The organism is Nocardioides sp. CF8, assembly GCF_000389985.1.
Classification (GTDB): domain Bacteria; phylum Actinomycetota; class Actinomycetes; order Propionibacteriales; family Nocardioidaceae; genus Nocardioides; species Nocardioides allogilvus.
The window spans coordinates 1,348,378-1,367,207 of the sequence record NZ_CM001852.1 but is presented as its reverse complement, the minus strand read 5'-3'; the positions used below and the strand labels follow the sequence as shown (position 1 = coordinate 1,367,207).

General features: G+C 70.2%; 21 protein-coding genes. 10 read left to right on the top strand and 11 right to left on the bottom strand.

The features are described from left to right. The coding region (locus CF8_RS06735) for a multifunctional oxoglutarate decarboxylase/oxoglutarate dehydrogenase thiamine pyrophosphate-binding subunit/dihydrolipoyllysine-residue succinyltransferase subunit (protein ID WP_084623022.1) at window positions 1-3,541 on the top strand (3,541 nt) is incomplete at its 5' end. A gap of 15 nt (window positions 3,542-3,556) precedes the next feature. After that, window positions 3,557-3,733 carry a DUF6104 family protein gene (locus CF8_RS22425; RefSeq protein WP_198016959.1) on the top strand — a complete coding sequence of 59 codons (177 nt, stop codon included), beginning with the start codon at window positions 3,557-3,559 and terminating at the stop codon, window positions 3,731-3,733. 86 nt (window positions 3,734-3,819) lie between these two features. Here CF8_RS22425 and CF8_RS06730 read toward each other — a convergent pair whose 3' ends face one another. From CF8_RS06730 to CF8_RS06720, 3 genes are read right to left on the bottom strand one after another with little or no spacing between them, the layout of a single operon-like run. After that, complete coding sequence (locus CF8_RS06730) at window positions 3,820-4,017, bottom strand: hypothetical protein (protein ID WP_036492391.1); 198 nt, start codon at window positions 4,015-4,017, stop codon at window positions 3,820-3,822. A 10-nt stretch (window positions 4,018-4,027) separates the two neighbouring features. After that, window positions 4,028-5,143, bottom strand: a complete 1,116-nt coding sequence (locus CF8_RS06725) for a fatty acid desaturase family protein (protein WP_010832377.1) — start codon at window positions 5,141-5,143, stop codon at window positions 4,028-4,030. Between the two features lie 11 nt (window positions 5,144-5,154). Further along, the gene (locus CF8_RS06720) at window positions 5,155-6,246 is read right to left on the bottom strand and encodes a ferredoxin reductase (RefSeq protein ID WP_010832376.1); all 1,092 of its coding nucleotides are present in this window, start codon (window positions 6,244-6,246) and stop codon (window positions 5,155-5,157) included. 144 nt (window positions 6,247-6,390) lie between these two features. Here CF8_RS06720 and CF8_RS06715 point away from each other — a divergent pair, with 144 nt between their 5' ends. Further along, complete coding sequence (locus tag CF8_RS06715; RefSeq protein WP_010832375.1) at window positions 6,391-7,020, top strand: TetR family transcriptional regulator; 630 nt, start codon at window positions 6,391-6,393, stop codon at window positions 7,018-7,020. A gap of 20 nt (window positions 7,021-7,040) precedes the next feature. Further along, window positions 7,041-7,568: a nitroreductase family deazaflavin-dependent oxidoreductase gene (locus CF8_RS06710; protein ID WP_010832374.1), complete on the top strand. Its 528-nt coding sequence runs from the start codon at window positions 7,041-7,043 to the stop codon at window positions 7,566-7,568. On the opposite strand, the gene CF8_RS06705 is transcribed toward CF8_RS06710, so the two are convergent. The 6 genes from CF8_RS06705 to CF8_RS06685 all read right to left on the bottom strand — a co-directional run bounded on the left by CF8_RS06705 (window position 7,537) and on the right by CF8_RS06685 (window position 11,879). Next, entirely contained in the window at window positions 7,537-8,229 is a 693-nt protein-coding gene (locus CF8_RS06705; protein ID WP_010832373.1) for an SDR family oxidoreductase, read from the bottom strand. The two genes, CF8_RS06710 and CF8_RS06705, sit on opposite strands and share 32 nt — an antisense overlap. A 10-nt stretch (window positions 8,230-8,239) precedes the next feature. Then, window positions 8,240-9,208: a zinc-binding dehydrogenase gene (locus CF8_RS06700; RefSeq protein WP_010832372.1), complete on the bottom strand. Its 969-nt coding sequence runs from the start codon at window positions 9,206-9,208 to the stop codon at window positions 8,240-8,242. Window positions 9,209-9,303: 95 nt separating this feature from the next. Next, on the bottom strand, window positions 9,304-9,486 hold the full coding sequence (locus CF8_RS23600; protein WP_332248909.1) for a serine hydrolase: 183 nt from the start codon (window positions 9,484-9,486) through the stop codon (window positions 9,304-9,306). 32 nt (window positions 9,487-9,518) lie between these two features. Further along, the gene (locus CF8_RS06695) at window positions 9,519-10,295 is read right to left on the bottom strand and encodes a serine hydrolase domain-containing protein (protein ID WP_010832371.1); all 777 of its coding nucleotides are present in this window, start codon (window positions 10,293-10,295) and stop codon (window positions 9,519-9,521) included. A gap of 2 nt (window positions 10,296-10,297) precedes the next feature. Next, window positions 10,298-11,476 carry an NAD(P)-dependent malic enzyme gene (locus CF8_RS06690; RefSeq protein ID WP_010832370.1) on the bottom strand — a complete coding sequence of 393 codons (1,179 nt, stop codon included), beginning with the start codon at window positions 11,474-11,476 and terminating at the stop codon, window positions 10,298-10,300. A 52-nt stretch (window positions 11,477-11,528) separates the two neighbouring features. Further along, on the bottom strand, window positions 11,529-11,879 hold the full coding sequence (locus CF8_RS06685) for a S26 family signal peptidase (RefSeq protein ID WP_232211587.1): 351 nt from the start codon (window positions 11,877-11,879) through the stop codon (window positions 11,529-11,531). A gap of 52 nt (window positions 11,880-11,931) precedes the next feature. Here CF8_RS06685 and sodN point away from each other — a divergent pair, with 52 nt between their 5' ends. From sodN to CF8_RS06670, 3 genes are all read left to right on the top strand, one after another. Then, a complete protein-coding gene (gene sodN / locus CF8_RS06680; protein ID WP_010832368.1) occupies window positions 11,932-12,333 on the top strand; it encodes a superoxide dismutase, Ni in 402 nt (133 codons plus the stop codon). Between the two features lie 202 nt (window positions 12,334-12,535). Next, window positions 12,536-12,985 (top strand): anti-sigma factor, encoded by a 450-nt coding sequence (locus CF8_RS06675; RefSeq protein ID WP_010832367.1) that lies wholly within the window; start codon window positions 12,536-12,538, stop codon window positions 12,983-12,985. A gap of 1 nt (window position 12,986) precedes the next feature. Then, a complete protein-coding gene (locus CF8_RS06670) occupies window positions 12,987-13,832 on the top strand; it encodes an RNA polymerase sigma factor SigF (RefSeq protein ID WP_010832366.1) in 846 nt (281 codons plus the stop codon). Between the two features lie 2 nt (window positions 13,833-13,834). On the opposite strand, the gene CF8_RS06665 is transcribed toward CF8_RS06670, so the two are convergent. Then, window positions 13,835-14,227 (bottom strand): hypothetical protein, encoded by a 393-nt coding sequence (locus CF8_RS06665; RefSeq protein WP_156887166.1) that lies wholly within the window; start codon window positions 14,225-14,227, stop codon window positions 13,835-13,837. Window positions 14,228-14,448: 221 nt separating this feature from the next. On the opposite strand from CF8_RS06665, the gene CF8_RS06660 reads away from it, so the two are divergent. Beyond that, entirely contained in the window at window positions 14,449-14,700 is a 252-nt protein-coding gene (locus CF8_RS06660) for a WhiB family transcriptional regulator (RefSeq protein WP_010832364.1), read from the top strand. A gap of 17 nt (window positions 14,701-14,717) precedes the next feature. Here the strand turns inward: CF8_RS06660 and CF8_RS06655 are convergent, their stop codons facing one another. Then, a complete protein-coding gene (locus tag CF8_RS06655) occupies window positions 14,718-16,211 on the bottom strand; it encodes a sensor histidine kinase (protein ID WP_036492386.1) in 1,494 nt (497 codons plus the stop codon). Window positions 16,212-16,273: 62 nt separating this feature from the next. Here CF8_RS06655 and CF8_RS06650 point away from each other — a divergent pair, with 62 nt between their 5' ends. Together CF8_RS06650 and CF8_RS06645 are read left to right on the top strand one after the other, a co-directional pair. Further along, complete coding sequence (locus CF8_RS06650) at window positions 16,274-17,131, top strand: DUF2785 domain-containing protein (protein ID WP_010832362.1); 858 nt, start codon at window positions 16,274-16,276, stop codon at window positions 17,129-17,131. A 40-nt stretch (window positions 17,132-17,171) separates the two neighbouring features. After that, window positions 17,172-18,830 (top strand): acetolactate synthase, encoded by a 1,659-nt coding sequence (locus CF8_RS06645; protein WP_010832361.1) that lies wholly within the window; start codon window positions 17,172-17,174, stop codon window positions 18,828-18,830.

Sequence of the window (18,830 nt, the reverse complement as noted above, 5' to 3'; positions counted from 1 at the left end):
ACCCGCCGCTCCGGCCATTGCGCCCGCTGCGCCCGCCGCCGCTGCTCCGGCCCCGGCCGCCCAGGCCAAGCCGCGCCCCACCGCCGCCGCCGCTGAGCCCGCCGCAGGCACCTCCACCCCGGTCGCCAAGGACCCGAAGCCCGCCGCCCCGGCTGCCGCGAGCGACGAGCCGACCACCACCGTGCTGCGCGGCATCGCTGCGGCCACCGCCAAGAACATGGACCTGTCGCTGGCGGTCCCGACCGCGACGAGCGTGCGCAACATCCCGGTCAAGCTGCTGTGGGACAACCGCATCGTCATCAACAACCACCTCAAGCGCGCCCGCGGCGGCAAGGTGTCCTTCACCCACCTCATCGGCTACGCCATCGTCAAGGCGATCAAGTCGCAGCCGGCGATGAACAACACCTTCGCCGAGGTCAACGGCAAGCCGACCATGGTCACGCCGGCCCACATCAACCTCGGCCTGGCGATCGACCAGCAGAAGCCCGACGGGACGCGTCAGCTGGTCGCTCCGTCCATCAAGGGCTGCGAGTCGATGGACTTCGCACAGTTCTGGACGGCGTACGAGGAGATCGTGCGCAAGGCCAAGGACAACAAGCTGACGATGGAGGACTACTCCGGCACCACGGTCAGCCTCACCAACGTCGGCGGGCTCGGCACCAACAACTCGGTGCCGCGGCTGATGCAGGGCCAGGCCGCGATCGTCGGCGTCGGTTCCATGGACTTCCCCCCGGAGTTCCAGGGTGCGTCCGAGGAGACCCTGACCCGCAACGCCGTCTCGCGGATCATGACGATGACCTCGACCTATGACCACCGCGTCATCCAGGGTGCGCAGTCCGGCGAGTTCCTGCGCGCCGTGCACCAGCTGCTGCTCGGCGACGCCGGCTTCTACGACGAGATCTTCCGCTCGCTGCGGATCCCCTACGAGCCCATCCGCTGGGCGCAGGACGTCTCGGCCAGCCACGACGAGGACGTCAGCAAGCAGGCGCGGATCCTCGAGCTGATCCACTCCTACCGCGTGCGCGGCCACCTGATGGCCGACACCGACCCGCTGGAGTACAAGCAGCGCAGCCACCCCGACCTCGAGGTCGAGCAGCACGGCCTGACGCTGTGGGACCTCGACCGCGAGTTCGCCACCGGTGAGTTCGGCGGCGCCCGTAGCTTCATGAAGCTGCGCAGCGTGCTGGGCATCCTGCGTGACTCCTACTGCCGCACCGTCGGCATCGAGTACATGCACATCATGGATCCCGAGCAGCGTCGCTGGATCCAGGAGCGCGTCGAGCAGCCGCACACCAAGCCGCCGCGCGAGGAGCAGCTGCGCATCCTGCTCAAGCTCAACCAGGCCGAGGCGTTCGAGACCTTCCTGCAGACGAAGTTCGTCGGCCAGAAGCGGTTCAGCCTCGAGGGTGGCGAGACCACGATCCCCGTGCTCGACGAGATCTGCGAGGCGGCCGCCGAGGCCGGCCTCGACGAGGTCACGATCGGGATGGCCCACCGTGGCCGTCTCAACGTCCTGGCCAACATCGTGGGCAAGAAGTACAGCCAGATCTTCCGCGAGTTCGAGGGCAACATCGACCCGCGCACGGTCCAGGGCTCCGGCGACGTGAAATACCACCTCGGCGCGGAGGGCACCTTCCTCTCCGGGCTCGGCGACACGATCAAGGTCTCCGTCGCGGCCAACCCCTCCCACCTCGAGGCTGTCGACCCGGTGCTCGAGGGCATCGCGCGCGCCAAGCAGGACGTCCTCAACCAGGGGGCCGAGTACCCCGTGCTGCCGCTGCTCGTCCACGGCGACGCGGCCTTCGCGGGCCAGGGAGTCGTCGCCGAGACGCTCAACCTGTCCCAGCTGCGCGGCTACCGCACCGGCGGCACGATCCACGTCGTCGTGAACAACCAGGTCGGCTTCACCACCTCGCCCGGCTCGTCCCGTTCGTCGCTCTACTGCACCGACGTCGCGCGGATGGTCCAGGCGCCGATCTTCCACGTCAACGGTGACGACCCGGAGGCGTGCATCCGCGTCGCCCGGCTCGCCTTCGAGTACCGCCAGGCGTTCAACAAGGACGTCGTCATCGACCTGGTCTGCTACCGCCGTCGCGGCCACAACGAGGGTGACGACCCGTCGTACACCCAGCCGCTGATGTATGACCTGATCGAGCAGAAGCGCTCGGTCCGCAAGCTCTACACCGAGTCCCTGATCGGCCGTGGCGACATCACCGTCGAGGAGGCTGAGCAGGTCCTCAAGGACTACCAGCTGCAGCTGGAGCGGGTCTTCACCGAGGTCCGCGAGGCCAGCAACGACGCGGTCTCCGAGTGGACCACCGTCCCCGACTACCCCGACAAGCCGGCCGGCGAGTTCACCACCGCGGTCAGCCAGGACGTCCTCAAGCGGATCGCGGACTCCTACGTCACCCCGCCCGAGGGCTTCACCGTCCACCCCAAGGTCATGCCGCAGCTCCAGCGCCGCTCGACCGCGATCACCAGCGGCCCGATCGACTGGGGCACCGGCGAGATCCTCGCCTTCGGCTCGTTGCTGATGGACGGGCGACCGGTCCGGCTCGCCGGCCAGGACTCGCGTCGCGGCACGTTCGTGCAGCGCTTCGCGACCATCATCGACCGCACCAACGCCGACGAGTGGACCCCGCTGACCAACCTCACCGAGGACCAGGCGAAGTTCCACATCTACGACTCCCTGCTCTCCGAGTACGCCGCCCTGGGCTTCGAGTACGGCTACTCCGTGGCCCGGCCCGATGCGCTGGTGCTGTGGGAGGCCCAGTTCGGTGACTTCGTCAACGGCGCGCAGACGGTCATCGACGAGTTCATCTCCGCCGGCCAGACCAAGTGGCGCCAGCAGTCGGGCGTCGTGCTCCTGCTCCCCCACGGCTACGAAGGCCAGGGCCCGGACCACAGCTCGGCGCGCATCGAGCGCTTCTTGACCATGGCGGCCGAGGACGCGATGGTCGTGGCCCAGCCGTCGACGCCTGCGTCCTACTTCCACCTGCTGCGGCGTCACTCGCTCGGCGAGGAGCACCGCCCGCTGGTGGTGTTCACGCCGAAGTCGATGCTCAAGCGCAAGGAAGCGGCCTCGCAGCCCGAGGACTTCATCGGTGACACCACGTTCCGTCCCTTCATCGGCGACGAGACGGCCGACCCGGCCAAGGTCGAGACGCTGCTGCTCTGCTCGGGTCGCGTCACCTGGGACCTGATGGTGGACCGGGCCAAGCGCGAGAACGGCGAGACCTTCGCCATCGGCCGCGTGGAGTGCCTCTACCCGCGTCCGGTCGACGAGATCACCGCCGAGATCGCCAAGTACCCCAACCTCAAGGCGATCCGCTGGGTGCAGGACGAGCCGAAGAACATGGGCCCGTGGCCGCACTACCAGCTCAACGTGTGGCCGGGCTTCGACCTCACGGTCGAGCCGGTCACCCGGCCCGAGTCCGCGTCGCCGTCGGTGGGCACGATCAAGCGCCACGTCGAGGAGCAGAAGTCGCTGCTCGACGCCGCGTTCGCTGCCCCGACCGCGGCTCCGGCCCGGGACTACTGAGAGCCGTCGGGGCGGATGTACTTCACGGACCGAGGTCTGGAGGAGCTCGAGAAGCGCCGGGGTGACGAGGAAGTCACCCTGGCCTGGCTCGCCGAGCAGCTGCAGGTCTTCGTCGACACGTTCCCCGAGTTCGAGATCCCGATCGAGCGCTTCGCCACCTGGCTGGCTCGCCTCGACGATCCCGAGGACTGACGGAGCCGACGCCCCGTACACACAGAGAAGGAGACCGGTCGCAGGGCGACCGGTCTCCTTCTTCGTGTTGTGTCAGGCGGCGCCGCTCAGGCGTCGTCGTCCTGGGCTCGCCTGGCGGCGTCGCGGATCTCGAAGAGCTCCGTGGCGAAGCCCCCGAGCGACCCGGCGACGTCCTTCACGGCCCCGGTGATGATCGTCGTCACCTGGCCCACCGTCGTGGCAGCCGCGCCCACGACGTCTTGTACGGCGTCCTTGCGGATCTCGGTCCTGCTCAAGCGCGTCATGGCGCCAGTCTCACGCGGCGGCGGCACGCTCGGCAACCGGCGCCGGTTCCTGAGACGTCGAGCGCGTGGGCAGGGCCAGGCGACCGATCTTCTTCGCGACGCTCAACAGCTGCTTGTGCAGCGGTCCCGTGTTGTACGCCAGGCCGTAGCGCTCGCAGATCTCGCGCACCTCGACGGCGATCTCGGGGTAGCGCCGAGCCGGGATGTCCGGGAAGAGGTGGTGCTCGATCTGGTGGCTGAGGTTGCCGCTCATCAGGTGCATCAGCTTGGAGCCGGAGATGTTGGCCGAGCCGAGGAGCTGGCGGTAGTACCAGTGACCACGCGACTCCTCGGGCCCGTTCGGGCCCTCGATGTCGAGGCACTCCTCCTCGGTGAACGTCGCGACGCCCGCGGGGAAGTGACCGCAGAAGATGATGTTGAAGGCCCAGATGTTGCGGATCAGGTTGGCGCTCGCGTTGCCGGCCAGCGTCAGCGGGAACAGCGGTCCGGTCAGGGCCGGGAACAGCAGGTAGTCCTTCAGCGCCTGGCGCTTGACCTTGCGCATGATCCCCGCGTGCAGGGCCTTGTTCTGCTCCCACTCACGGGTGCCCTTGACGAGGTTCTCGACCTCGAGGTCGTGCATCGCGACGCCCCATTCGAAGAACAGCATCAGCGCGAGGGCGTAGACGGGGTTGCCGAGGTAGTAGGGGTGCCAGGGCTGGTCCTCGTCCATGCGCAGGATGCCGTAGCCGACGTCGCGGTCCTTGCCCAGGATGTTGGTGAACGTGTGGTGGATGTAGTTGTGGCTGTACTTCCACTGCTCGCCGGGGCAGACGTTGTCCCAGTCGTAGATGCGCGAGTTGAGCTTGGGATCGCCCATCCAGTCGTACTGGCCGTGCATCACGTTGTGGCCGATCTCCATGTTCTCCAGGATCTTGGAGACGGAGAGCGCGGCGACCGCGAGCGGCCACGCCGGCGGGACGTAGAAGAGCGCGCGGCCGGCGACCTCGAACTGCTGCTGGCGCTTGACGATGCCGCGGATGTAGGCCGCGTCCTCCTCGCCCAGGTCGGCGATGACCCGCTGGCGGATCGCGTCGAGCTCGCGCCCGAACTCGTCGAGCTGGTCACGGGTGAGTGTCGTGGTCATGTGACTTCCTTTCAGAGGTCCACGGAGCAGTCGCCGACGGGCGCGCTCACGCAGATGCGGATGTCTTCGTCGGGCAGGGAGGATTCCTCGCCCGTCAAGATGTTGCGGACGGTGCCGTCCGTCTTGGTGGCGGTGCAGGAGAAGCAGATGCCCATGCGGCAGCCGAACTCCGGGCGCAGGCCCAGCGCCTCGGCCTGCTCGAGCAGCGACGCGCCCGTGTTGGCGGCGGCGGTGCCCGCGCGGGTGAAGCTGACCTCACCCTCGGCCGTGCCGGTGGAGACCGTCGGCGGCTTGAAGAACTCGACACGCAACCGGTCCGCGCCGTCGTAGGCGTCCTGGACGAGGTCCACGAGCCCACCGGGGCCGCAGACCCACGTGTCGGTGCCGCGGTAGTCGGGCACCAGCCGACGCAGCTCGAACTCGCTGAACGTCTGGTCGCCGTAGCGCAGGTGCACGTCGACGTGGTTGTCGGCGGCGGCGATCTCGGCCAGCTCGGCGGCGAAGATCTGGTCGGCCTCGCTGCGCGCGAAGTGCAGGAACGTCACCTTGCGGTTGGCGCGGTCGTCGTACCCGTCCCTCAACAAGGTCCGGACGATCGACATCGCCGGGGTGATCCCGGAGCCACCGGTGATGAACAGGAGGCGGTTGTTGGTGGGGGTGGCCGCACTCTCGTGCAGCGTGAAGTCCCCTGCCGCCTGGCTCAGGTGCACCATCTGGCCGGGGCGCGCCTCGTGGACGAGGAACTTGCTGACCTGTCCCTCGTCGTGCGCACGGACGGTGAGGGTGATCTGCTCGCCCGGCAGCGACGCGGCCGAGGAGATGGAGAAGCAGCGGGTCATCCGGCGTGCGGAGCCCGGCAGGTCGACGCCGACCTGGACGTACTGGCCGGCGCGGTGCCCGCGCCAGGTGCCGGTCGGCTGCAGGGTCACGGTGGCGACGCAGGCGCCGGGCGTGTCCGTCTCGCGGTGTACGGCGACGACACGCGCCCGCACGTCGTGAGCGGCCCACATCGGGTTCAGCTGCTCGAGGTAGTGGTCGACGCCGTGCGGTGAGGCGAGCGCGGCGGCCGCACGGGACCGCAACAGGGTCGTGACGAGTGCCATCCGGGGCCTCCTTCCAAAGTTTGAGTGAACGTGTGTTCACTCAGATTCTGGCGGGCCCGGGGCTCCCGGTCAACCAGGCCCGAGCGTGATCCAGACCACCGTGTGCACATGCGTCCACCCAACGGCTGGACTAGGATCGCAGGCATGGCAGCACAGGTCGAGGTGATCGAGAGCCGCAGCGAGCGCAAGGAGCGCACCCGCCGCGCCATCCTCGACGCCGCGCTCCAGCTCACCGAGGACAGCAGCCTCGTCGCGATCTCCCTGCGCCAGGTCGCCAAGGAGGTCGGGATCGTCCCCACCGCCTTCTACCGGCACTTCGAATCCGTCGAGTCGCTCGGTCTCGCCCTGGTCGACGAGAGCTTCGAGTCGCTGCGCGGCCTGTTGCGCGAGGTCTGGCTCCGCTCGCCGCAGTTCCAGGACTACATCGACGGCTCGCTGCCGGTGCTGGCCGAGCACGTGCGCGCCCACCGCGCCCACTACTCCTTCATCGCGCGCGAGCGGGCGGCTGGTCCCCCGCGCGTGCGCGAGGCCATCCGGCACGAGATCGAGCTCATCAGCCGTGAGCTGGCCACCGACGTCGCCCGGCTGCCCGACGGGCAGGCGTTCTCCACCGACCACCTCAACCTGCTCGCCGACCTCATCGTGTCCTTCGTCGTCACGACGGCCGAGCGCCTGGTCGAGGACCCGGGTGCGGAGGCGCGGATCCTGGCCGACACCCGCACCCAGCTGCGGATGCTGATGGTCGGCGCCATCAACTGGCGCTCTGCACGCTGAGGGTGTGGCACGCTCCGGGCATGGGCCTCGCGACCGACCTCGGCTACCACCACCGCTCCCCCGGCGCGTTCCAGCGCGCGGTCCAGGCCTTCGCCTCGTCGCGACCCGGCGCATGGGTGTTCTCGAAGCTGCTGCGACACCTCGACGCGGTCGTCCTGCGCGTGACCCGCGGCCAGCACACCGCGCCCAGCCTGCTGGCGGGACTGCCGGTGCTGGACCTGACGACCACCGGCAGGAAGTCCGGCCAGCCGCGCACCAGCCACCTCATCTCGGTCCCCGTCGGTGACGACCTGGCCGTGCTCGGCACCAACTTCGGCCAGCCCCGCACCCCCGCGTGGGTGCTCAACCTGGAAGCCGACCCGCGCGCCGTCGTGACCTACCAGCAGCGCACCGTCGAGGTCGTGGCCCGCCCGGCGTCGCCGGACGAGGTGCGCGAGGTGATGGAGCGTGCGCGCGCGATCTACGGCGGCTACGAGAAGTACCAGCAGCGCATCAGCGGTCGCCGGGTGCGGATCTTCAGGCTCGAGCCGGCGCCGGCCGCACGGTGACCTCGGGGATCGTCGCGTCCGCAGGCAGGTCGAGCACGTGCAGCACCGTGCTCACGACCGTCTCGGCGCGGAGCCACCGCGACGCGTCGTAGGCGCTCCCCTCCTGCTCGTGCACCTTCTCCTGCATCGGCGTGGCGGTGCGGCTCGGGTAGACGGTGGTGACACGGACACCGTGCTCCGACTCCTCGGCGCGCAGCGCGTCGGCCAGGGCGCGGAGGCCGAACTTGGACGCGGCGTACGACGACCAGCCGGCGCTCGCACTGAGGCCGGCCGACGAGTTCACGAACACCGCGATGCCCCGGCTCGCACGCAGGTGAGGGAGCAGTTCGCGGGTGAGCACCGCCGGCGACGTCAGGTTGACGGCGAGCTGCTCCTCCCAGTCGTGCAGGCGAAGGCGTGACACCGGGCTGAGCTCGACGACGCCCGCGACGTGCAGCAGCGAGTCGACCGGGCCGTCGATCTGCCGGCCGAGACCGTTGAGCGTCCCCGGGTCGGCGAGGTCGGCGACCAGCACCTGTGCCTGCGAGAAGTCGGCCGTGAGCGCTGCCGCCGCCTCGTCGCCGCGCGCCAGCAGCACCAGCCGGTCGCCGCGCTCGGCAAGCGCCCGGGCGAGGGCGGCGCCGATGCCCGAGGTGGCACCGGTCAGGACATGGGTTCTCATCGGCTCGTCCTCATCGGGTCAGGACGATCTTCCCGAACACGTCCCCCTCGGCCATCGCCGCGAACCCGTCGCGAGCCTGCTCCATCGGCAGCACGCGGTCGATCAGCGGCCGGGTGCCGGTGGCGTCGAGCAGGTTGACCAGCGATGCGAGCTCGCTGCGGGTTCCCATGGTGGAGCCGATGACCTGCAGCTGCAGGAAGAAGATCCGGGTCAGCTCGGCGTCGTCGAGGTTGGGGCCGCTCGTCGTGCCGCTGATCACGATCTTGCCGCCGGGGCGCAGCGACCGCACGGAGTGCGACCACGTCGCGCGACCGACGGTCTCCATCGCGGCGTCGACCTTCACGGGCAGCCGGGCCCCGGACTCGAAGACCTCGTGGGCGCCGATCTCGAGGGCGCGGGCGCGCTTGGACTCGTCACGGCTGGTGGCCAGCACCTTGAGCCCACCGGCCCGGGCGAGGGTGATCAGAGCAGTCGCGACGCCACCGCCGGCACCCTGCACCAGCACGGTGTCGCCGGCCTTCAGCCCGCCCTGGGTGAAGAGCATGCGGTAGGCCGTCAGCCAGGCCGTCGGCAGGCACGCGGCCTCCTCGAAGCTCATCGAGGCGGGCTTGGGCACGACGTTGGCCCGCGGCACGACGACCTTGTCGGCGAACGTGCCCTGGTGGCGCTCCGAGAGCAGCGAGCGCCTCGGGTCCAGGGTCTCGTCACCGCTCCAGTCGGGGTCGCTGATGACGGCGTGCACGACGACCTCGTTGCCGTCCTCGTCCAGGCCGGCCGCGTCGCAGCCGAGGATCATCGGCAGCGACTCCTTCTTGAGGCCCACCCCGCGCAACGACCACAGGTCGTGGTGGTTCAGGCTTGCGGCCTTGACGGTGATCGTCGTCCAGCCCTCAGGGGGCGTCGGGTCGGGGCGCTCACCGACCACGAGGCCGGACAGCGGGTCGTCGGAGGAGAAGGCATCGGCGTACACGGCGAACATGGGTCCGACCCTAATGGGCGTCGAAGATGGCGGTGTTCCGCAGCCACCTGATGACTGGGGAGTACCGCTGTGTTCGGCGAACCAGCGGGTGCGGGTCAGTCGAGCGAGCGCAGGACCCGGATGCCGAGCAGGTCGACGCTGCGCGACTGGTTGGCCAGCACCACGACGGCGTCGCGCCGATCAGGCCGGAAGCCCGCGAAGGAGCGGTAGCCGCCGGTGCCACCGTTGTGCCACCAGAGCCGCTGCGGCTTGTCGATGCGCATCCACCCGAGGCCGATGGTCAGCTTGGGGTCGTCGCGCAGGACGTGGGTCAGCCGGATCGCGTCACCAGCGGCGTGTGGTCGGGATCCAGCTGCGCCGCCAGGAAGCGCAGCATGTCGTCGGCCGTCGAGCGCAGGGCGCCGGCGGCGGGCATGCCCTCAAGGGGCCACGGCGGCGCCGGCCTGCCACGACCGCGATGCCCGGGCACCACCCGGGACCGCTGGACCACACCGAGGTGGCCGTCGACCACGGTGTCGACCAGGCCGAGGGGTGCACAGATGCGCTCGACGACGAGGTCGGCATAGGCCCGCCCGGTCGCGGTCGCCAGGGCGAGGCCGAGCACGCCGACCCCGAGGTTGGAGTAGTGGACCGGGCCGGTGCCGGGAGTGCGCTTGAGCGTCGCCGCGCCCAGTGCCCGGAGCAGGCCCTCAGTGGTGAGACGCGCGTAGGGATCGCGACCGCGCAGCATCTCGACGGATCCGGCGACGACCGGGATCGGGGCGTTGGGCAGACCCGAGGTGTGCGTCGCCAGGTGCTCGAGCGTGATCTCGACACCGGAGCTCGACGGCACCGTCGTGCCGGCCGGCAGGAGGTCACGCACGGGCGTGTCCAGCGACCACTCCCCCCGCACGACCCCGTCGGCCAGCAGCAACGACGTGAAGGTCTTGGTGATCGAGCCGATCTCGAAGATCGACTGGCCGTCCAGGAGCCCGCCGTCGGCCGTGCGCCCACGCACCGACGTCTCCCCGTCGCGCAGCACGCCGATGACGAGACCAGCGCGGCGGCGTACGCCTCGCTCCAGCTCGGCGAGGACGCCCGACTCCACGTTCAGAGGCGACCGACCCCGTCGCGACGAGCGGCCTCGGCGACCGCCGTGCGTACGGCGTCGGGAACCCGCGGATCGAACGGCGAGGGGATGATCAGGTCCTCGGCCAGGTCGTCGCCGACGAGGTCGGCGAGCGCGGTCGCGGCGGCGAGCTTCATGTTCTCGGTGATCGCCGTGGCGTGCACGTCGAAGGCACCGCGGAAGATCCCGGGGAAGGCCAGCACGTTGTTGATCTGGTTGGGGAAGTCGGAGCGACCCGTGGCCACGACGCGGGCGTACTTGTGCGCGACGTCGGGGTGCACCTCGGGCATCGGGTTGGCCAGGCCGAAGATGATCGCGTCGGGCGCCATCGTCGCCACGATCTCCTCGGGCACGGTGCCGCCGGAGACGCCGATGTAGACGTCCGCACCGTCCATCGCGTCGGCGAGGGTGCCGCTGCGACCGAAGTTGTCGGCCGTCTCCTTCGCGAGGGCGGCCTTCACGGGCGTGAGGTCGGAGCGGGTGGAGCTCAGCACGCCCTGGCGGTCGATGACCGCGATGTCGCGCACGCCGGCACCCAGCAGGATGCGGGCGACGGCCACGCCGGCAGCCCCGGCGCCGGAGATGACGACACGGGTGCCCTCAGGGGTGCGACCGGTCAGGCGCAGCGCGTTGGTCAGCGCGGCCAGGGCGACCACGGCGGTGCCGTGCTGGTCGTCGTGGAAGACGGGGATGTCGAGGCTGGCCTTGAGCCGGTCCTCGATCTCGAAGCACCGGGGTGCGGAGATGTCCTCGAGGTTGATCCCGCCGAAGCTGGGAGCGAGCCGCTGGACGGTCTCGATGATCTCCTCGACGTCGGTGGTGTCGAGGCAGATCGGCACGGCGTCGACGCCGCCGAACTGCTTGAACAGCACGGCCTTGCCCTCCATCACCGGCATCGCGGCGGCGGGCCCGATGTCGCCGAGGCCGAGCACGGCGGTGCCGTCGCTGACGATCGCGACGACGTTGGGCACCCAGGTGTAGTGCTGGGTCATGCCCGGGTCTGCCGCGATTGCTTCACAGACGCGGGCGACGCCGGGGGTGTAGGCCAGTGACAACTCGTCTCGACCGGTCAGCTCGACGGTCGAGACGGTCTCCATCTTGCCGCCGAGATGCAGGTCGAAGACGGGGTCACCGGCGAAGGGGTGCGACTCCGGTTCCATGCCCCGATCCTTCCACAGCCGTGGTCCGCGACAGGCGGCGTCCCACGCACCATCACATCCGCCGTGGGGAAGGCCACAGTCGTAGTCGCACGACGCCGAGCACCGCGTCGTCCGCGAACGGCCCCCGGTGGCGGGAGTCGACTCCCTCGTCGGGGTTGTCGCTGAGCAGCCACCAGCCCTGCCCTGCGGAGCGGTGGGAGCGTCGCTCCGCGGCGCGTTTCACCGCCACCGTGCCGTCCGGGAAGCGAGCCACGACCAGGTCTCCGGCGGTCGGTACGGCGCCGTACGACACGACCAGGCGATCGCCCTCACCCAGCGTCGGCTCCATCGAGCGACCGCGCACGACAGCCATGCCGTAGCGGCCACCCGTCCGGGTGGAACCCCGATGAATTGGGTCCTTCACGCGGAGTAGTGTCGCAGCGAACGTGAGAACTCACCTACCTGAGAGGACTGCGATGTTCCCCCAGCTCTTCGCTCCCACCATCGATGTCTCCGCCCACTGCGACCTGCCGTGCGGCGTCTACGACCCCGCCCAGGCGCGCATCGAGGCCGAGTCGATCAAGGCGATCATCGCCAAGGTCGCCGACAACGACGACCCCGACTTCCGCACCCGCGCGGTCCTGATCAAGGAGCAGCGCTCCGAGCTCGTCAAGCACCACCTCTGGGTGCTGTGGACCGACTACTTCAAGCCGCCGCACTTCGAGAAGTACCCGCAGCTGCACACCCTCGTCAACGAGGCCACCAAGCTGGCCGGCGCGGGCGGCACCAAGGGTGAGCTCGACGCCGGCAAGGCCGACGAGCTGCTCGCGAAGATCGACGAGATCGCGGAAATTTTCTGGGAGACCAAGAAGGCCTGAACGTAGTGAAGGCCTTCGCGGTCCGAAGCGCGACTGAGCTCGCGAAGTCGCGACCGCTCAAGAAGGCCTGAGCTTCGTTCAGCCCCTCCTGCAAACGATCGGGGCCGGTTCCTCCACCGAGGAGCCGGCCCCGGTTAGTGTGTCCGCACCGCCACCTGGACGGACCACCTGGTCGAACCATCTCGAGAACGGGACGCAGATTGTGAGTGCCCCCACCAGCGACGACAGCGCGACCGGCGACCGCACCCGCGCAGACGTCGAGCTGCGGCTGCCCGCCGACGGCGCCTACGCCTCCGTGCTCCGCACGACGACGGCCGCGCTGGCGGCCCGCCTGGACTTCACCATCGACGACATCGAGGACCTGCGGATCGCGGTCGCCGAGGCCGGTGCGATGGTGCTGCCCGCGGCCGACCCGGACGCCGACCTGGTCGCGCGTTTCCACCTCGGCCGCAGCACCATGACCGTCGAGGTCTCGACCGACGCGATGGACAACCCCGAGCCCGACCTCGACAGCTTCGCGTGGCAGGTGCTCGACACCTTGGCCAGCGACGCGACGGTCGTCTCGGAGCAGGGCGTGTTCCGGGTCCGGTTCACCATGGCGTCCCAGCTGGTCGCGAGAGCGGCCGGCCAGTCGACGGGTGCCGAGCTCTGAGATGACCCAGGACGCGACGGGGGACGGCGCGGTGGTGGGCGGTGCGGAGGCCGTCTACGACGACGCGCCGGTCGAGCTCACCAAGATCGAGATCACGCGCCAGCGCAGCGCGGAGTTCTTCGTGACCTTCCGCGACGAGGACTCCTCAGAGGCCGTGCGCGCGGGTGCGCGCGAGGACCTGGTGCACCTGCACCTGCCGCTGGTCGAGCACTGCGCGCGCCGGTTCCGCAACCGCGGCGAGCCGCACGAGGACCTCGTGCAGGTCGGCACCATCGGCCTGATCAAGGCCGTGGACCGCTTCGAGACCGACCGCGGCGTCGAGTTCTCGACCTATGCCACCCCGACGATCATCGGCGAGATCAAGCGCTACTTCCGCGACAAGGGCTGGGCCATCCGCGTGCCTCGGCGCCTGCAGGAGCTGCGGATGCAGATCACCGCGGCCACCGCGGAGCTGACGCAGAAGCTGGGCCGCTCCCCCACGCCGCGCGAGCTGGCCGAGCTGATCGGTTGCACGGTGGAGGAGATCATCGAGGGGATGGAGTCGAGCAACGCCTACTCCACGCTCAGCCTCGACGCCAGCGGCGACAGCTCCGACGACGGGCCACCGAGCCTGCTGGACTCACTCGGCGTCGACGACCACAACCTCGAGCACGTCGAGATCCGCGAGTCGATCAAGCCGCTCCTCGAGGGCCTCGACCCGCGCGAGAAGCGGATCCTGCTCCTGCGGTTCTTCAAGAACATGACGCAGTCCCAGATCGCCGAGGAGATCGGCGTCTCGCAGATGCACGTGTCGCGGTTGCTGACCAAGACCCTCAAGCAGCTGCGGACCTCGCTCGAGCAGGACTGACCTCAGCGACCGTCCGCGTCGTTGATCGCCTCGATGCTCGCGGGGTGCAGCATCCCGGCGATCACGATCAGCGCGACGACGCCGATCGCCACCGAGATGAGCGTCGTCTCGCCGCCGCGCAGGTTCCAGGCCAGGCCCAGCGCGATCAGCTGCGCGAGCAGGATCGGTCCCCGCGTCCAGGTGTGTCCGCGCGTGATCAGCCAGCCGCAGGCCAGCAGCAGCAGCCCGAACGCCGCGAAGAACACCGCCGTGGTCAGGCCCATGGTGAGCCGGCCGCCGGTGAGGCTGGCGACCTCCAGCACGGCCAGGCACACCAGCACGAGGCCTTCGACGGCCGTCACGGAGGCTGCCGTCACGAGGGGCGGCGGCGCGGTCGGCGGCATTTCGCTGTTCACGAGGGCAGCCTATGCGGCATCATGGCGGGGTGGCCGTCGGCCCGATGTAGTGACTTTGTGACGGAAGTGACCCTGACAGGGGTTGTTAATCGATCCACTTCTTGCCACGCTGGGCACGCGCTCGTGAATGCGTTCACACTTTCGTGCCCACACCACGACGCCCGGGCTCCGCTGACCGCCCGCACACAGCCTGCAGATGATGAAAGAGGAACCCCCACTCCATGGATTGGCGCTCGCGCTCTGCCTGCCTCGACGAGGACCCGGAGCTGTTCTTCCCGATCGGCAACACCGGTCCGGCCATCCTCCAGATCGAGGAGGCCAAGCAGGTGTGCCGACGCTGCGAGGTGCGCGAACAGTGCCTCGCGTGGGCGCTGGAGGCCGGTCAGGACCACGGCGTGTGGGGCGGACTCAGCGAGGACGAGCGCCGCTCGCTCAAGCGCCGCAACGCCCGCGCCCGCGTCCGCACCGCCTGAGGGTCACCTCCGAGCCGTCAGTCCAGGGGTACGTCCACCTGGACCCGCGCCCCGGTGCCGTCGCTGGCCGGGCCCATCTCGATCATCCCGCCCAGCTCTGACTCGACCAGGGTGCGCACGATCGAGAGGCCCAGGCTGCTGGTGGCGTCCGGATCGAAGTCGGCCGGCAGGCCCACACCGTCGTCCTGTACGGCGAGGTGCAGCCGGCCGACGATGCGGCGCGCACTGACCTGGATCAGGCCGGTGCGCGCGGGATCGGTCTCGGCGAGGTCGGCCATCCCGGGATAGCCGTGCTCGACGGCGTTCTGCAAGATCTCGGTCAGCACCATGGCCAACGCCGTGGCGGTCTCCGAGGCGAGCACGCCGAAGGATCCGTCGCGCGCGACACGGACGCGTCCGCTCACGGCACTGACGTCGGTCACCAACCGGGAGAGCCGGTCGGCGATCTCGTCGAAGTCGACGGTCTCCTCGACCGCTTGGCTCAAGATCTCGTGCACGATCGCGATCGAGCCCACGCGCCGCACCGCCTCCTCGAGCGCGGCCTTGGCCTCCGGCTGGCCGATCCGGCGGGCCTGGAGGCGCAACAGCGCCGCGACCGTCTGCAGGTTGTTCTTCACGCGGTGGTGGATCTCACGGATGGTGGCGTCCTTGGTGACCAGCTCACGGTCGCGCCGGCGCAGGTCGGTGACGTCGCGGAGCAGGATCACCGCACCGATGCGGTCGCCGTGCGGTCGCAGCGGGATGCTGCGCACGATCAGGGCGACGTCCTCGGCGGCGATCTCCGTGTCGCGGTCGGCGCGCCCGCTCAGCACCGCGCTGAGCGACTCCTCGTCGGGACGGCGCCGCGGTGGCACGAGCTCGCGGGTCAGGTCGGCCAGCACGAGGTTGGTCAGGTCGCCGTGCAGGCCGAGGCGGCGATAGACCGACAGCGCGTTGGGGCTGGCGTAGGCGACCTTCCCGTCCGCGTCGAGTCGCAGGAACCCGTCGCCGACCCGCGGCGAGTCGGCGTGGTCGCTGCGCTGGCCCGCCGGCGGGAACCAGCCGCCCGCGATCATCTGGGTCAGCTCGGCGGCCGTCTGCAGGTAGGACAGCTCGAGCCGGCTCGGGGTGCGCACGCCGAGCAGGTTGGTGTTGCGGGCCACCACCGCGATGATCCGGCCTGCCCGCCGTACGGGAATCGCCTCGACCCGGACGGGGACGTCGTCGCGCCACTCCGGGTCGCCCTCGCGCACGAGGCGACCGTGCTGGTAGGCCTCGTCCACCATCCGCCGGCGCCCGACCGGGAGGAAGGTGCCGACGACGTCGTCGGGCAGCGACGTGGGCCCGGTCGTCGGGCGCATCTGCCCGCAGGCCCAGAAACCGTGGCCCTCCCGGTCGGGCAGCCACATCACCAGATCGGCGAACGAGAGGTCGGCGATGATCTGCCAGTCGGCCATCAACAGGTGCAGCCACGCGACGTCGTCGTCGTCGAGATCGGTGTGTGCTCGGACGAGCTCGAGGAGAGACGGCACGACCACACCCTAGTGAGCGTCCCCGGTTCGCCCCACGGACGATCGGCTGGCAGGATGTGGCCATGGCCACTGGGTACTGGCAGGAGATCCTCTCGAAGGGTCTCGCCGTCCCCGATGACAGGCCTCTGGACGACCTCACGGCCGAGCTCACGACCATGCTCGGCTCCCCCGATCCGGAGCAGCGCGACGGCACCGCCTACCCCGCGCTGGCGACCTGGATCGACCGCGGTGTCTACGACGACCTGCTCTCCGGCCTCGGCGACGGCATGGCTGCCGGCCTGGTCGTCGGGCTCGGTGAGAGGGGCACCGACACCGTCTTCCGTCGCAGCTTCTCGGTGCTCGCGCTGGCCGAGTGCCTGGCCCGCGACAACACCAAGCTGCTGCTGCCGGGGGCCCGCGTCTTCGACTGGGGCGACCGGGTCGCGTCGTGGTTCCTGCGTGAGCGCGACACCCGCGGCTTCGTGCCCGGCAAGGGCTGGGCGCACGCGATCGCGCACGGTGCCGACGCGATCGGGATCCTCGCCCAGTCGCCCTACTTCGCCACCAACGAGCTGACGGTCTTCCTCGACGTCATCGCCGACCGGCTGCTGATGATCGACACCCCTCTCCTCGTCGCGGGCGAGACCGACCGGATGGCCGCGGCCACGATGCAGATCCTGCGCCGCAACGTCGTCAGCCTGAAGGTGCTCGAGCCGTGGGTGTTCCGCATCGCCGCCGGTGCCAACCCGTTCGGCAGCAGCGGCGACCACGACCCCTACCAGCTCGCGGGCAACGCCCAGGCCTACCTCCGCTCGCTGCACGTGCAGCTGACGCTGGCGAGCAACCCTCCCGGCGTGCGCCCCGACCTGATCCTGGTCCTGGTCGAGGCACTGAAGGCGACGAACTTCCCGTTCCTGTCGCTGCCCACCGCCTCCGCCTGAAACCCGCGTCCGTGTTGGGCGCATGCTCTAGCGTGCGGGCATGAGTGAAGACATCGCGGGCCACAGCGGCGAGCTGGCGGTCTCCGTCGCGCGGGCACACGGCGTGCAGACCATGTTCACGCTGTCGGGGGCACACGTCTTCCCGATGTACGACGGGGCGGTCAAGGCCGAGCCGCCGATGCGCCTGCTCGACGTGCGCCACGAGCAGACGGCGGCCTTCGCGGCCGAGGCCACCGGCAAGCTGACCCGGGTGCCGGGGCTGGCCGTGCTGACCGCCGGGCCGGGCGTCACCAACGGCATCTCCGCGATCGCGCAGGCGCAGTTCGCCGGGTCCCCGATGGTCGTGGTCGGCGGCCGCGCCCCGGCCAACCGCTGGGGCAGCGGCGCCCTGCAGGAGATCGACCACCTGCCGATCGTCGCCCCCGTCACCAAGCAGGCACGCACCCTGCACACCGCCGCCGACGTGGCCGCGGGCTTCGACGACGCCTTCAGCGTCGCCCGCTCCTCGCACCGCGGTCCGGTGTACGTCGACATCCCGATGGACGAGTTCTTCAGCTCCGGCTCCGGACCGGCGTCCGCGGGGTCGGCCTCGGCCGTCCTCGAGCCCGACGGCGACGACGTCGCCCGGATCGCCGCCCTGCTGGCCGAGTCGCACCACCCGCTGCTGATCCTGGGCACCGACGTCTGGGCCGACCACGCGGAGGGCGCCGCCCTGCGGCTGGTCGAGTCGCTCGGCATCCCGACGCTGACCAACGGCATGGGGCGCGGCCTGCTGCCGGGCGGTCACCCGCTGCTCGTCACGAAGGCCCGCGGCGCCGCGATCAACGGCGCCGACCTGGTCATCGTGGTCGGCACCCCCCTCGACTTCCGGCTCGGCTACGGCATCTTCGGCGGCCCCGACAAGAGCCCCAGCGGCGCCTTCGCCAATGTCGTGCACGTCGCCGACTCCCCCGGCCAACTCTCGACGCACGCCGAGCTGGCGGCCTCGGTCGCCGGTGACCTGTCCGCGGTCCTCGACGGGCTGGTGATCGCCGCACAGGGAAGGACGCGTGACTGGTCCGGTTGGGCAGCCGAGCTGGCCGACGTCGTGAAGGCCGCGACCGCGCGCGACGACGACCTGCTGACGGCCGAGGCGGACCCGATCCACCCGGCGCGCATCTACGGCGAGCTGGTGCCCCGGCTCGCGGACGACGCGGTCGTGATCGGGGACGGCGGTGACTTCGTCAGCTTCGCCGGCAAGTTCGTCGAGCCCCAGCGGCCCGGCGGCTGGCTCGACCCCGGTCCCTACGGCTGCCTGGGGGCGGGTCTCGGCGCCGCCATCGCGGCCCGGATCGCCCGGCCGTCCGCACAGGTTGCGCTGCTGCTCGGCGACGGCGCCGCCGGCTTCTCGCTGATGGACGTCGACACCCTGGTCCGCCACGACCTCCCCGTCGTGATGGTGATGGGCAACAACTCCGCATGGGGCCTGGAGAAGGGCCCGATGCAGATGCTCTACGGCTACGACGTCGCGGCCGACCTGGCCCAGCAGACGGCCTACCACGAGGTCGTCAAGGCGCTCGGCGGTGCCGGGGAGAAGGTCACCGACCCGAAGGACATCGGCCCCGCGCTCGACCGGGCCTTCGACTCGGGCGTGCCCTACCTCGTCAACATCATCACCGACGTCGAGGCCGCCTACCCGCGCAGCACGTTCGGGATCTGA

Excerpts from the sequence above, each read along its gene's own strand:
- CF8_RS06730 (WP_036492391.1), bottom strand. The coding sequence starts at position 4,017 with ATGACGCGCTTGAGCAGGACCGAGATCCGCAAGGACGCCGTACAAGAC.
- CF8_RS06715 (WP_010832375.1), top strand. The coding sequence starts at position 6,391 with ATGGCAGCACAGGTCGAGGTGATCGAGAGCCGCAGCGAGCGCAAGGAG.
- CF8_RS06710 (WP_010832374.1), top strand. The coding sequence starts at position 7,041 with ATGGGCCTCGCGACCGACCTCGGCTACCACCACCGCTCCCCCGGCGCG.
- CF8_RS22425 (WP_198016959.1), top strand. The coding sequence starts at position 3,557 with ATGTACTTCACGGACCGAGGTCTGGAGGAGCTCGAGAAGCGCCGGGGT.
- CF8_RS06720 (WP_010832376.1), bottom strand. The coding sequence starts at position 6,246 with ATGGCACTCGTCACGACCCTGTTGCGGTCCCGTGCGGCCGCCGCGCTC.
- CF8_RS06645 (WP_010832361.1), top strand. The coding sequence starts at position 17,172 with ATGAGTGAAGACATCGCGGGCCACAGCGGCGAGCTGGCGGTCTCCGTC.
- CF8_RS06725 (WP_010832377.1), bottom strand. The coding sequence starts at position 5,143 with ATGACCACGACACTCACCCGTGACCAGCTCGACGAGTTCGGGCGCGAG.
- CF8_RS06705 (WP_010832373.1), bottom strand. The coding sequence starts at position 8,229 with ATGAGAACCCATGTCCTGACCGGTGCCACCTCGGGCATCGGCGCCGCC.
- CF8_RS06670 (WP_010832366.1), top strand. The coding sequence starts at position 12,987 with ATGACCCAGGACGCGACGGGGGACGGCGCGGTGGTGGGCGGTGCGGAG.
- CF8_RS06660 (WP_010832364.1), top strand. The coding sequence starts at position 14,449 with ATGGATTGGCGCTCGCGCTCTGCCTGCCTCGACGAGGACCCGGAGCTG.
- CF8_RS06690 (WP_010832370.1), bottom strand. The coding sequence starts at position 11,476 with ATGGAACCGGAGTCGCACCCCTTCGCCGGTGACCCCGTCTTCGACCTG.
- CF8_RS06700 (WP_010832372.1), bottom strand. The coding sequence starts at position 9,208 with ATGTTCGCCGTGTACGCCGATGCCTTCTCCTCCGACGACCCGCTGTCC.
- sodN (WP_010832368.1), top strand. The coding sequence starts at position 11,932 with ATGTTCCCCCAGCTCTTCGCTCCCACCATCGATGTCTCCGCCCACTGC.
- CF8_RS06650 (WP_010832362.1), top strand. The coding sequence starts at position 16,274 with ATGGCCACTGGGTACTGGCAGGAGATCCTCTCGAAGGGTCTCGCCGTC.